The organism is Paenibacillus oryzisoli (genome assembly GCF_001653565.1).
GTDB classification, from domain to species: Bacteria; Bacillota; Bacilli; order Paenibacillales; family NBRC-103111; genus Paenibacillus_E; species Paenibacillus_E oryzisoli.
Genome location: NZ_LYPB01000076.1, coordinates 266377 through 279440, shown reverse-complemented (window position 1 = coordinate 279440; position 13064 = coordinate 266377). Strand labels below are relative to the sequence as shown.

Sequence of the window (13064 nt, the reverse complement as noted above, 5' to 3'; positions counted from 1 at the left end):
CCACAACGAATCTCGAGCTACATTAATCAATCCCAATCCCATCTCGTTAAGGAAATCGGGCTTTTCATCTATCCTATTCATAGCTATGTTTAATAATCGTAATTTCTTCAGCTTCTTGAGCTCGATTGGCAACTCACGTATTGAAGTATATTGGATCGTTAAAGAGCTTACTTAAATCGAACAATCCTTCGGGTAAGTAGTACAGATCTCGTTCAAATATAATCAATTCTCTTAGCTCGGTAAGCTCCCTGATTCTGTCAGGTAACTCGGTTAGTTGATGACGACTAATATACAACCAATCCGTTTTGTGTTTAATAGCATCATCTAGTAAACGATCTAAGTTTGAATGCGCCGCTACTTTTAGAAATAGTCCTGTAATCTGCTCCATCAAAGTCGTGGCTTCTTCCTCTGTTACATCGATTCCATATGTATGTTCATGTACGATCGAGTAGAGGAAATCTCCTCCACCTTCTTTTAAGAAACATAAATCTTCTAGAAGTTTAGGGGAATTCCAATCAGACAGCTTATTGGCCATCGCCTTCAGTAGATTCCCGCTTTCATCACAACATCTATATAAATAATACGTTCCTGCGGTATAGAAAGCATGACTGCGATAAGATTCTTTGACTCGGATAATATCTTCAATATTCTCACGTTGGATGATAATTGTCTTCACTAAGTAAGGTTGCAATGCTTCTAGTACACTTGCGTAAGGCTTCTCCGCCCCTTCTGCAGTATGCCATAATCTTTCGCTTAGGACAAAACACGCTGAGTTTCGTATCGCTAGATCGATAACTTGCTTGTAAGCCTCTCCTCTGGGATCGGTATACATCCTTATCATAGGAATCCCCTTTCTGAATCGTGATGTGTTGAGGATAGTTGAGCAGGTAATATCAATGAAATAACCAAGATAGTATGATTGTCAATGCAGGACCAATTATTACAAAACCCAATACTATGGCTACGAATTTCATCGGCATTGACAATCCTTTTGACGATTGTAATTGATCCAGTTTTTCGTTTATTTTCTTTAACTCTACCAGTATTTCATTGTTTGTTTCATCAGACATGGGCAATTGCATTTCTCCTCTCAACTACCAAATAAAGTAATCATCATTCATTTTACCATAATTAGGATTCTGTTTGGCATATTAAATAGACCCTCAGCACATGTGCTGGGGTCTTGTTTCACTTAATTCCATAATGTCGTTTAAATGCCACTATCTCATCAACAGCTTGACGATACCCGCCTGATTCTCGAAACGATTCCTGTATGCTAGCGACGGCAGGTAAAAAGGAGGTGCCGCTCAACACCTGATCCACGGCATTCCTTAGTTGATTGGCCTGCAAACTTGGCATCTGCAGCGTAATGCCTGCTCCGATGCGTTCAACTTGCTCAGCAATCATCGGCTGGTCGGCGCCTTGTGGGATTACGATCAGCGGAACCCCATAATACAGACCTTCATGCGCACTATTCATGCCACCGTGTGTGATAAATAATTTCGTGTAGGGGAGCAATTCCGTCTGTGGAACATAGGGTTTCACGAAAAAGTTGTTAGGTATTTCTCCTAAATCAGATAACTGTACGGTATTTCCAATGGACATAACAATGGTATGTGCCGTGTCTCCCAAGGCCTCGATACAAAGCTTATAGAAATCAAGAGATCGGTTAAACACAGTCCCCAATGAAATGTATATGGGCTTCTTCACTTGGATTTCTTTGAAATCAGGGCTTTCTGCGTATACCCGTGTTGAGATGGAAGGTCCTACGAATTGATACGTCTGATCGAAAGATTCACCATTTGGCTGAAATTCCCTTGTGGTATAAACGAGTGTAAGCGGTGCTGGATTACACAAAACTTCGTACGGAGAATCGATGTCTACATCGTATTTCTCTTTCATCATCAACGTCAGTTTGTGAAACTGATCATCAATAGGTTTTACTATTTCCGCAGAGACATTAGTTGCAAATTGTTCTAACTCTAGATCGATAGATTCATTTGACTGTGCAAAAGACGTACAAGAATTAATTGCTGGAAGCTTAAGCAGCTGAGCCAGTATACGACCACAACCAAACATGGCATCATGGATCATATAATCAAAGTGTTCATCCTTAATCTGTTCAAGCACGCTTGGGATCACAATATCTGCGGTTAGTAGAAGACCGTTGACTCTTTCGAGCAAATGATTTCTTCCACCTGAGATAAAGGCTTTAATAAACTTTTGTCCATCAACTGTCCGTACAATTGCACCTGCCTCTTCGATACGCTCCCTAAACGCTTCTATGCAAAAGTAGACAACCTCATCGCCACGTGCAACCAACTCCTGCACTACGCCAATTGTCGGATTAATATGTCCCTCAGATCCAACATTGATAAATAAAACGCGCGCCATTTCTACATCTCCTTATGCTAGATGAACAATTCGCTCTTCATAACCGTTATTGCTTGGCCAGACATAAGAACTCTATCATCCTGTAAACTAATTTGTAATACACCGCCTCTTGCGGATGCCTGATAGGCGTACATTTCTGTTTTATTTAATTTTTCGCCCCAATAGGGTGCAAGACCACAATGAGATGAGCCTGTTACAGGGTCTTCATTCACACCTACCGCTGGGAAAAAGCATCTCGAAACAAAGTCATATGCTTGCGACCGGCTTGTCACATTAATCCCTCTTGTTTGAATCGTCTGCAACAAAGAGAAATCAGGACTTAGGTTCTTAACGATATCTTCCGATTCAACTTCAATGAAATAATCCCATCTATTTCGACCTACAAATACAGGTTGAATATGGAGTGCATCCATTAATTCTGACGGATACTCACAAGCAATCACTGGTTCTGACGGAAAATTAAGTTGAATCCAAGAATCATGCTTTATTGCCGTTAGAAGTCCACTTCTGGTATAGAAACTTGCTTGTTGGTTCAAAGGTAAATTTCCTGTTTCCCACAGCATGTGCGCACTTGCCAATGTCGCATGTCCACACAAATCCACTTCAGAACTAGGTGTGAACCATCGAAGTGAATATCCGTTGTACTGTGGAAACATAAAAGCTGTTTCTGACAGATTCATTTCCGAAGCAATTCGCTGCATTAACTCTTCCTCAAGCGGTTCTGAAGTTAAGCAAACAGCAGCAGGATTTCCATTGAATATTTTATCTGTGAAAGCATCAATAACGTAGATGGTTAAAGTCAACATAATCCCCTCCATTTCTACTATATTTCCGAAAAATATGGTCTACGATTCGGTTAACCGCTGCTCGGCAAAGCCCATCCGGCACATGGAATACTGAAAACTCGATTGTGCAATTTTATCACATAAATCCCACAAATTCGCAAGAAGCCGGACTTCGATTCCCCTTTGAAAAAGCTCATTAAATAAATCCTTTATTTGAAACCGACGGATGGGAACTTGGGATTGCTCACTTACATAGTAACCCGCTCCAAGATCTTGCTCATAGAAATCCGATGAATCAAATTCATACACATATAAGGTTGTATTCTTCATAATTTCAAACCATTTATGCTCAATCGCCACGACATGCTGCATGACATTTGAAGACAAATAGTGCTTCCTATCTTCTTCCGTGGTTGCCTCATTCGCATAATAAGTTACCCTCGGACAATTCCGAGGCGTTAAGAAATTGGAAAAGCATTTTTCATTAATCGCCCATACTAATCCAACGGTTGGATCCAGATCTTTTCTTGAAGGCAGTCTAGGGTTGAAAATCGAAATATCTTTTTCTTCACTGACGTGAAATAATTTCATCGTACTCCCCCTTCTCGACCTAGGCTACGCTAACTTCTCTGCCGCATCAACCGTATGTTTCAACAACGTAGCTATCGTGACAGGCCCGACGCCTGCAGGAACAGGGGTAATCGCTGATGCCCTATCCTTACACGCCTCATAATCAACATCCCCTATGTTGCCTGCGTTATACCCCGCATCCAACACGGCGGCTCCTGGTTTAATCCAATCCCCTTGTATAAAGTTCGGTTTCCCCACGGCCGCTACGACGATATCCGCTAATCGTACCATCTCTTCCAAATTCACCGTCTTCGAATGACACATGGTTACGGTCGCATTCCGATGAAGCAACATCATGGAAACGGGTTTGCCGAGAATCGGGCTTCTGCCAATAACAACAGCGTGTTTGCCTTCCATTTCAATCTGGTAATAGTCCATAATGGCAAGAATCGCCGCTGGCGTACAAGAAGGGAAGCTGGCAAAGCCGAAGGCATTTTGAGCAAAACCAAGCGTCGTGACGCCATCTACATCTTTTTCGATGCGAATCGCTTCAAATGCAGCTCGCTCATCAATATGCTGAGGAACAGGATGTTGTAACAGTATCCCATGGACACTAGGATCCACATTCAGTTTCTGGATTTCAGCAATCAACTCTTCAGTCGAGATGTGTTCTGGAAGCTCAATTCGAATTGACTTGATACCCAATCGTTTGCAAGCATTCCCTTTCATTTTGACATAAGTGGCGGAAGACGGATCACCACCTACCAAAATCGTAGCCAAACAAGGAACGATTCCTTTCTCAGCTAATATATCAATTCTACTTTTCAACGCCTCTTTCATGTCTGTTGCCACTCGATTAACTTCCAAGATTACGGTTTGCGCGGTCATCTTATCATTCCTCTCAAGTTTGGATCAAACATAAAGAGGTAAGGGGATTTCCCCTTACCTCTTGCCCAGGCGTACGGCTGTTATCGATGTGCTCCCTCATGGTTCCCCATGCTCCGCCAGTCACACAACGTTTATTCATCCTTCTATTCTAACAATGAATGTCATTCATTTCAATTCTTTTGCACGAAAATCGTTACAAGGCAGCAGGAGACATAAAGAAGGAATACCACATATTCGTCATGAAAACATCAAGGACTACGAAATAGAACATTTCAAGCCCAACATTTCGTTCAGTCAAACCTTTTCTCCATAATCGGGTTAGTACATAGGAAATTCCAGCAAACAGAAGAAGCAACACCAAGCTCCACCACACCGATTGCAAGAAATCCGGCATCACCTGCAGAGCTATGGGTTTACGATAATCGCCTAAGAATAGTGCTTTGACAATGAGATACATCGCCATGGCTATTCCAAAGTGCCGCTTGGCGTGCTCGTCATAATGATATTGCCAGAAAACACTACTCACAATGAGATAGAGTCCAGGTAACAGAATCCATTTCAAACTAATGAGGGCAGTGAGTACGCCAATTCCCCAAAACAGCGGTAAATTACCGGCTGCCTCTTGCACATCCGCTGCACGAAGACTGTTCAATCGCTCTTGATAAGCAATCTGATCGGTGGCATAGTAGACACGATACGTCCCCTCGTTCACAGCATCCAACCATACAGCAAATGCATTTCCCATATATGAGGCATAAGTCGGATATACGGCAAAACCACCGAATTGGCTAACCCTTTCAGCCTTTAACATCTTGCCATCCTTAAAATCTACCTTGTACACCTCTTGACTCGTTTGACGCCGATTTTTCTCATATACCGATGAAACCACAAGCGTTACTTCGTTCGAAGTCAGCTTCATAAACGATGGATGCAAGATCGTATCAGAATCGATTCCTTTCGTAACAGGGAGGTTAATGACCTCATCTTGCAACATATTTGGCTGATCAGATGGGAAAGTGATCTTATGTAAGGTACTTTTGCCTGACTTACGTGAGCTTGTCGTATATGCGGTAATGTATGTTGAACCATCTCTGGCTAGGGCTATTTCATCCAAACTACTCGTCGCATTATCTATATCCTTCAGCTTCAATTGCAATTGTGGCATCCAGGTTGATTTTGCAAGCTTCGCATAATGAAAAGACTCCTTGCCATCTTGACTAATCGCGTATACAAGAGAAATGCCGCTGCCCGACGCATCCCATACACCTTGAATTTGTTTGATATTCCCGATATCAAGTTTCGTCCAAGTCATCTTGACATTCGGATGGAATTCACCGACATACAGCATGGATTCATTGTAAGCTAGCAGAACGTTCTCCTCATGGGGTCCTATAACCATTTGGAGATGATCGATTTCATTCGCAATGAGTGTGGTCTTCGGACTCCATGACCCATTCTTCCACTCACTGGCATATAATTGATTGCCGTCCCCAATCCATAGAATATGATTCTTATCTATCATTTTATAGCCTTGGAATACACCAGTATCAGGTAAGGGTCTAGACTCTGCACCGTTTCGCCCTTCTTCATCAAGGGAGTTGAAGGCAATTGTTTTTCCTGCTAGATACGTGAATACGCCTTCCTCAATCACTTGTACGGATTCACCATAGGTTGCCAACTCTGGCAATTCTGTTGCGCGGCCGAAAGGTTCCGGATATGGCTTGACGTTTTCATTGGCCAACATGAATGACTGAATGATTCCGATAACGATGATGATAGCTAGAAAAGGTACATAGGTAAGCAGCTTCCATCTTGCTTTGTTCAAAACTTAATTCCTCCTCCATTATTGATAAGATCGTGCACATATTAATTATCCTTCGTTCAATAAATATACATGCCAATGATAACATTGATTCCAATCTGCTTCACTACCTAAATTAGAGCGATTCCATCATTTGCATCATGGATCGCTCATTCATTGTAATAAAAACAAGTTCTCAATCCTCTATTTCAAAAATAGAATCCACAATAATCGGCAAGTTATCTCGTAGTGATACAGCTCCGAAAACCGATCGTGCAGACTTCCCCTTTTCACCAAACACATCCAACATCAGATCCGAACATCCATTCAGCACCACATGATGCTCTTCAAATTCTGGGAGGGCATTCACGAAACCCTGCAGTTTGACGACTTGTTTAACAGGCTCCAGAGAACCTAATGCAGCTTGCACAACAGCAAGAATTTCGATCCCTGTTAATCTCGCAAAGTCATATCCTTCTCGTGTTGTATATTCCTTCCCCAATTTACCTTTTGGATTGCCAGATGGCGCCTTGCCTGATACAAATAAAAGTCCATTCGCTTTCACATAATTCATATACTTCGCTGCTGGTTCACTTGCTGTAGGCAGTATAATGCCAAGTGCTTCTAATCTTTGAGCAATCGTGTGTTCCATCATAGATAGATCCTCCCATATGTATCTATTCTTCAAGAGTCACATAACGCACACAGTTCTTGATCCAGCCATCTTCGGTTCTTTCACCGCCACCAACAATAATGAACTCCAGTGAAGCCGGCAAAATGTCATACTTGACAATAAAGTAGGTATCTTTTTCCTTTTTTACAATCCCAATGTCATCATGAATCTTATAATTAATGATTCGTTTACTAATACCAACTGAAATATCCTTGTCCTTTTCTAATTCAGTACGCAACAGTTGCTTAACGTTCAACTTTACATCCTCTTGTTGCTGAAGTCTCACTTCACTGCTCAAATCATGTTGTAGTGCATAGGCAGAGCAGCCAGCCAAACAACTAACGCAACCCAGTAGCATTAGCGTTATCAACCATCTCATAGCATCGCCTCGTTTATTGAATTTAGTTGTTTTCATACAACACACTAGGTTTACGTAACACCCAGTTTTTAACATCCTACTTCAATAGACGGTGACAATTCAATTAAGTTGCAAGCCGCTCCCCATTTATCCTATCACAGTTTAGAAAAAGCCACCTCGCGGCGGCTATTTAAAACGAGCAGAAGCTAGCATGAAATGACTTGATCACGTCTAGGTCCGACAGAAACCGTTGATATCTTCACGCCAATAGCGGCTTCAACGAATTGAATGTAGCTCTTTGCTGCTTCTGGAAGCTCCTCCAAACAGGTTATCTGTGAGATATCACATTTCCACCCTGGCAATTGTGACAAAACGGGCTTAGCCGAGTCCAAGAAGGCATTGACTGGAAATCGATCAACAACTGTGCCATCTGCTAATTCGTAGCCAACACAGACTGGAATTTCATCCAGGTAACCTAATACGTCCAGATTGGTTAGCACGACACTTGTCGCCCCTTGGACCATGCAGCCATACTTGGTTGCAACCGCATCGAACCAGCCCATGCGTCTAGGACGCTTCGTATTCACGCCGTATTCACCGGCATCGCCTCCCCGACGACGCAATTCTTCCGCCTCACTTCCCGCAATTTCCGTGACAAATGGTCCAGCCCCAACGCAACTCGAGTAGGCTTTGACTACAGCGATGACTTCAGAGATCGATTTAGCCGGCAGCCCTGCCCCAACAGAGGCAAAACCGGCAAGCGTCGAAGACGATGTCGAATACGGGTAAATCCCATGGTCCGGGTCCCGTAAAGCACCGAGCTGTCCTTCCACTACGATAAGCTCTCCTCTTGCATCGGCATTTTGAAGCAGTGTCGTGGTGTCATACACAAAGGGAGCTATGCGTTCGGCTTGATTCAACAGCTGTTCTAATAGGTCATCTGACTCGATAGCTGCTCGTCCATATAGATGCTGAAGTAAGACATTTTTCGCTGTGAGCAGATGCTCAAGTCGCTCCTTCAATCGCGTTGCATTGAATAAATCGGTAACTTGAATGCCGAGCTTCGCATATTTATCTGCATAAAATGGCGCAATCCCTCTCTTCGTTGAACCATAACTACGCGAACCAAGTCGCTCTTCTTCAAGTTCATCGAAGAGGCGATGCACGGACAAGACAACTTGCGCGCGCTCAGAGATTAATAATTTGGGCTTAGGCACGCCCCTAGCTGCAAGTTCATCTAATTCACCCAACAAGATATCGATATCGAGTGCCGTTCCCGGCCCAATGACATTCGTAACATGGTCGTAAAACACGCCGGATGGCAACATCCGCAGTGCAAATTTACCGTAGTCATTTATAATGGTATGCCCTGCATTACTTCCTCCTTGATAGCGAACAACATAAGAAGATTGTGCTGCTAAGACATCCGTCATCTTCCCTTTACCTTCATCTCCCCAATTTGCACCAACTATCGCCGTTACCGCCAAATCTAACGCCTCCTACACTTGTTTTGCCTCACATAGCTTATTATAATTGCCTTAATGGCATTAGAATAATTGATATAAGTAATACCAGATATAAAGCGAGGTAATGATAATGGATGTTAATCTAGAATGGTACCGGGTCTTTTATTGGACAGCGCTTACGGGAAGTTTATCGAGGGCAGCTGAAGTGCTTCATATTACTCAACCCGCGGTAAGTCATACCATTAAGCAATTGGAAGCCGCGCTCGCTGGTCAACTCTTTTTTCGGACGGCCAAAGGAGTCACGCTCACGGTGGAGGGGGAAGTGTTATTTCGGTACATCGAGCAGGCATTTCAGTTTATGAAAATTGGCGAAAAAGCTATCGCAGACATGCATAGCTTACAAAGCGGAGAAATTAATATTGGGGCAAGTGATACGTTGTGCAAGTATTATCTCCTCCCCTATCTCGAAGCTTTTCATGAGCAATACCCAGGTGTGCGAATCCGTGTTACGAACCGTACAACACCTGAAACTATCACACTTCTCAAAGAGGGTAAAATCGACTTCGGCATCGTCTCTCTCCCAGCATCTGACAAACAAATTGACATTCGTGAAAGTACAGCAATTCAAGATTGTCTAGTCGGCGGGAAGGCCTATGCCCATTTGGCAGAAAGCCCGGTATCCCTTGAGGATTTATACAAATACCCCCTTTTGTTATTGGAAAAAGGGGCAAGCACGCGGCGCTTTATCGATGATTTCGCCACCTCAGAGGGCGTATCCCTCACACCTGAGTTCGAGCTCGGCAGCATCGATCTCCTTATTCAGTTCGCCAAACGAGGCTTCGGCCTCGCTTTCGTCATCGGCAACTACGTAGGTGAGGAACTTGCCGCTGGCGATCTCATCGAAATTCCCTTAGCATCTCCACCCCCTACGCGTCAAATCGGGATTGCCACACTTCGTGGCGTTCCCATGTCGGCAGCATCGAAGTCTTTCCTCGAGATGTTGCCTTGATCGCAGGCCGGGGCACCTAGAATCGGGGATAGTCGATTATTTCGACTTGCGTGAGCGAAACTTGAGCATTTGCTCTCCCTAAGTCGATAATTTCGACTTACGATAGCGAAACTTGAGCTCTCCCTCTTCCTAAGTCGATTATTTCGACTTGCGTGAGCGAAACTTGAGCTCTCCCTCTCCCTAAGTCGATTATTTCGACTTACGGAAGCGAGACTTAAGCTTTCGCTCTCCCTAAGTCGTTTTTTTTCCAATCTCAACGACTATCTCGCCCCATAGTCCCTAGATTCACCTATTGGATTCAATCAAAAAACATCATATGCGTGTTATCCTCTCTGTAATAGGTTAGTCGTTCTGCCATTGACCCCGTATGGAACTCGAATTTATGTCCATCAGGTTCGGTGAAATAGATGGACTGTTTGTCTCTCACGTCTCTATTTCGCCCAGGAAGAATATGTACATGTAATCGTTGTAGTTTTTCAAGTAGCTTATCGAAATATTGCTCAGCTATCGTAAAGGCCATATGCGTATACGAATAACGAATGTCTTGACGAGGTAATTCCTTCTCTGATAAAACCCAATCGACTCCTCCAAATCCGACACTGAAAATAGCAGATGATTAATCGCTCCTATATTCATATACTAAATTATCCCTCCTTCTAAATGATATAAGTCATATTACGGAGCAAATACCTGAACATTATCCAAATAAAAACTGCCAATATGACCCGTGCCAATACCAAAGCTAATTGTTCTTATATGTGTCACTGGATTACGAAAGCTGGCGTCTGTTACGAGTCTGATGCCATCGACATAAAGGTCAAAAAGATCCGTATTCGTATCCATTACGACCTGTAACTCATACCAAGTTCCTGCGGTAAATGGCTGAACGGCAGTCAAGGTTGAGCCGTTGTACGTTTTGATGTAACCGCCATCGAATCCAACTGAAACAGCTTGAACTCCAGAACTATCAACAATGTATGGTGCCATTTTCCACGCGGAGGTTTGTTCCGCACGAATGTTCGCTTTGACTGATATAATTCCACTCACAGAAGTGGCCAACGTTTTATTCGCCATCGATGATGTGGTTGAAACAGCTTTTGCGATCAACACACTTTTGTCCGTTGCAGATGGGATTTCGGCCGTTGTTACAGAGCCGTTGCCATTCGTAATCGACCATCCCGTAGGTGCACTTCCTGTCGCTTCCCCATTAAAATTAGCATCCAATCGTACCAGCATCGGTTCCACATAACTCAGCGCCGTCCCAGCTTGATTGATGACCGAAACATCCTGTGTACTATTATTGACCCATTGATTGTTCATAGCACCAATCCCTGTTTGCTCATAGGTTAAATACGCACCTGTGGTTGTCTGGATCGAAGCAAGGACATTATGTTGTACGGTAATAAACTCGCTGTAGTTATCCAGATATAAGCCTGCTACGGGAGAGCTCATGGCGTAACTGCTTTTGGCGATATCATGCACATAGTTCTCAAAAACATAAGTACCTGGCTGCCGACCAAGCAAATAGATGGCCCCTCCATCGTCATGAACCTGCATCACATGGTGAATATCATTGTATTGAATGCGATTATTTGCCATTCCGGTGGAACAATTACATCCGCCTTGTCCGCCGACTTGAATACCCATATAAGGGGTATATGAAATATCGTTATGCTCGATGACGACGCCATTCAGAAAGTAACCAACAATCCCAATACCGTTCGTATAGTGTTGACCGACACGCGTAATCGTGTTGTTGCCAATTAGCACGCGCTCAGTGAGATCATCTCTACTTGCGTTTTTAGGTGACTTTAGCTCGATGCCGTTGGCCGCAACATCTTCAATGATATTTCCCACGATTTGACTATCTTTTAGTCCGTTACCCAACTTGAGTGCAGTACCGCCTAAATGACGAAACGTATTATTGATTACGCGTAGTTCATTAGCATACGTTATCTGCAAAGCGCCTGGCACGACAGGCCCACTTAATGGATTAGCCCCTTGCGTCATGACGACTCCGTTCGAACCTGGGCTTTTCCAACCTGCATAGGTGAAGTTAAGCCCACTCACGGTTAGATGATGGACAGGAGCTGCTGCGGTTCCGACAACATTCATTAAGACATCTGGTCCAGGGATGGTCACAGGAATCGTTGACATATTTTGCCCACTTAATGGCTTGTAGTATAGCGTGTCCGTTCCCGTTTGCAGGTACCACTCGCCAGGCGCATCCAGAAATTCATAGGCATTTTCAAAATAGTAAGCATTCGAGGCATAATTAGGAGCTGATTTATCGAAAGCATGATCTTGGTCAGGAGAAAGGAATCGAACATAAGCATAATTCGTATCTGTGGTGAAAGAGGATAGCCGCAATCGATTATGGTACCAATGGGGTTGAACAACCATTTCGACTTGATTAAAGTCAGCCCAGTTGCTAATTTCTGCTAGATTGATTTTGTACTGTTTATTCGTAATATCGGCACTAATCGTATCGTAGTACGATGCGAAGGTGTCTGGACTCGTTACATTAGGTTTTCTAGCTCGAGTTGCTGGAACATCATTCATGTACAGTTGTCGGAATTCTGCAGTAACCCCTGTTTTCTTATAAATATTAGCTGCCGCATCATGTATAGTCCATCCACCCGTCAGCGATTGACCGCCAGTTAGGACTGGCATTTCGCTATTATAATTCGTCCAGATGATACGGTATGAGTTTGATCCGGAATCCCTGTAATCCAGCGTTAATGGCGTGCTCAGCGTATACGTGCCTCCTCGCAAGAAGACTTGAATATCGCCCGTCATACTGGTACTCACTGTACGTACTTTATCTCTTACGCCACTAAGCGAACATGGCGAAGCTAGTGAACAAATCGTTCCACTTCCAGTTGGTGAAGCATAATAGGTTGCTTGAATTGCAGCTTGGACCGTAGAACCTTTATAGACAAATAACGAAACCAACAAAAATATGCAGATAGTTAAGAAACGTACTACAAATTGAGATCTCATACGAACATCCTCCCATCAAAAATGTAACCGCATACATTTTGACTCACTTTCTTACTCACTTACTACTTTTCTTTACTTCAATTTCCTCCTCCCTTGTCATATAAAATCCGGCGAAAC

General features: G+C 43.4%; 11 protein-coding genes, 1 pseudogene and 1 riboswitch. Of the genes and pseudogenes, 1 reads left to right on the top strand and 11 read right to left on the bottom strand.

Annotated features, from left to right (window positions below):
• Window positions 1-133: 133 nt before the first annotated feature.
• From A8708_RS22335 to A8708_RS22295, 9 genes are all read right to left on the bottom strand, one after another.
• Window positions 134-841 carry a leucine-rich repeat domain-containing protein gene (locus A8708_RS22335; RefSeq protein WP_157264955.1) on the bottom strand — a complete coding sequence of 236 codons (708 nt, stop codon included), beginning with the start codon at window positions 839-841 and terminating at the stop codon, window positions 134-136.
• 347 nt (window positions 842-1188) lie between these two features.
• On the bottom strand, window positions 1189-2394 hold the full coding sequence (locus A8708_RS22330) for a macrolide family glycosyltransferase (protein WP_068667503.1): 1206 nt from the start codon (window positions 2392-2394) through the stop codon (window positions 1189-1191).
• Window positions 2395-2411: 17 nt separating this feature from the next.
• A complete protein-coding gene (locus tag A8708_RS22325) occupies window positions 2412-3200 on the bottom strand; it encodes a PhzF family phenazine biosynthesis protein (protein WP_204787612.1) in 789 nt (262 codons plus the stop codon).
• Window positions 3201-3239: 39 nt separating this feature from the next.
• Window positions 3240-3770: a DUF6886 family protein gene (locus A8708_RS22320; protein WP_068667502.1), complete on the bottom strand. Its 531-nt coding sequence runs from the start codon at window positions 3768-3770 to the stop codon at window positions 3240-3242.
• Between the two features lie 24 nt (window positions 3771-3794).
• Complete coding sequence (locus tag A8708_RS22315) at window positions 3795-4637, bottom strand: bifunctional 5,10-methylenetetrahydrofolate dehydrogenase/5,10-methenyltetrahydrofolate cyclohydrolase (RefSeq protein ID WP_068667501.1); 843 nt, start codon at window positions 4635-4637, stop codon at window positions 3795-3797.
• A gap of 56 nt (window positions 4638-4693) precedes the next feature.
• Window positions 4694-4771: riboswitch (ZMP/ZTP riboswitch) on the bottom strand.
• 59 nt (window positions 4772-4830) lie between these two features.
• On the bottom strand, window positions 4831-6462 hold the full coding sequence (locus A8708_RS22310; RefSeq protein WP_068667500.1) for a hypothetical protein: 1632 nt from the start codon (window positions 6460-6462) through the stop codon (window positions 4831-4833).
• Between the two features lie 172 nt (window positions 6463-6634).
• Window positions 6635-7090, bottom strand: coding sequence for a RidA family protein (locus A8708_RS22305; RefSeq protein WP_068667610.1), 456 nt, complete (start codon window positions 7088-7090; stop codon window positions 6635-6637).
• A 25-nt stretch (window positions 7091-7115) separates the two neighbouring features.
• On the bottom strand, window positions 7116-7526 hold the full coding sequence (locus A8708_RS22300) for a hypothetical protein (RefSeq protein WP_204787611.1): 411 nt from the start codon (window positions 7524-7526) through the stop codon (window positions 7116-7118).
• A gap of 149 nt (window positions 7527-7675) precedes the next feature.
• Window positions 7676-8956: an adenylosuccinate synthase gene (locus A8708_RS22295; protein ID WP_068667498.1), complete on the bottom strand. Its 1281-nt coding sequence runs from the start codon at window positions 8954-8956 to the stop codon at window positions 7676-7678.
• 109 nt (window positions 8957-9065) lie between these two features.
• Here A8708_RS22295 and A8708_RS22290 point away from each other — a divergent pair, with 109 nt between their 5' ends.
• Complete coding sequence (locus A8708_RS22290) at window positions 9066-9944, top strand: LysR family transcriptional regulator (RefSeq protein WP_068667497.1); 879 nt, start codon at window positions 9066-9068, stop codon at window positions 9942-9944.
• 298 nt (window positions 9945-10242) lie between these two features.
• Here the strand turns inward: A8708_RS22290 and A8708_RS22285 are convergent.
• Window positions 10243-10580: pseudogene (locus tag A8708_RS22285) on the bottom strand (VOC family protein).
• Window positions 10581-10619: 39 nt separating this feature from the next.
• Window positions 10620-12947 (bottom strand): right-handed parallel beta-helix repeat-containing protein, encoded by a 2328-nt coding sequence (locus A8708_RS22280; protein ID WP_068667496.1) that lies wholly within the window; start codon window positions 12945-12947, stop codon window positions 10620-10622.
• Between the last annotated feature and the right edge of the window lie 117 nt (window positions 12948-13064).

What these genes read in the sequence shown, in the direction of transcription:
- A8708_RS22335 (WP_157264955.1), bottom strand. Translation starts at nt 841, where the DNA reads ATGATAAGGATGTATACCGATCCCAGAGGAGAGGCTTACAAGCAAGTT.
- A8708_RS22330 (WP_068667503.1), bottom strand. Translation starts at nt 2,394, where the DNA reads ATGGCGCGCGTTTTATTTATCAATGTTGGATCTGAGGGACATATTAAT.
- A8708_RS22325 (WP_204787612.1), bottom strand. Translation starts at nt 3,200, where the DNA reads ATGTTGACTTTAACCATCTACGTTATTGATGCTTTCACAGATAAAATA.
- A8708_RS22320 (WP_068667502.1), bottom strand. Translation starts at nt 3,770, where the DNA reads ATGAAATTATTTCACGTCAGTGAAGAAAAAGATATTTCGATTTTCAAC.
- A8708_RS22315 (WP_068667501.1), bottom strand. Translation starts at nt 4,637, where the DNA reads ATGACCGCGCAAACCGTAATCTTGGAAGTTAATCGAGTGGCAACAGAC.
- A8708_RS22305 (WP_068667610.1), bottom strand. Translation starts at nt 7,090, where the DNA reads ATGGAACACACGATTGCTCAAAGATTAGAAGCACTTGGCATTATACTG.
- A8708_RS22300 (WP_204787611.1), bottom strand. Translation starts at nt 7,526, where the DNA reads ATGAAAACAACTAAATTCAATAAACGAGGCGATGCTATGAGATGGTTG.
- A8708_RS22290 (WP_068667497.1), top strand. Translation starts at nt 9,066, where the DNA reads ATGGATGTTAATCTAGAATGGTACCGGGTCTTTTATTGGACAGCGCTT.
- A8708_RS22280 (WP_068667496.1), bottom strand. Translation starts at nt 12,947, where the DNA reads ATGAGATCTCAATTTGTAGTACGTTTCTTAACTATCTGCATATTTTTG.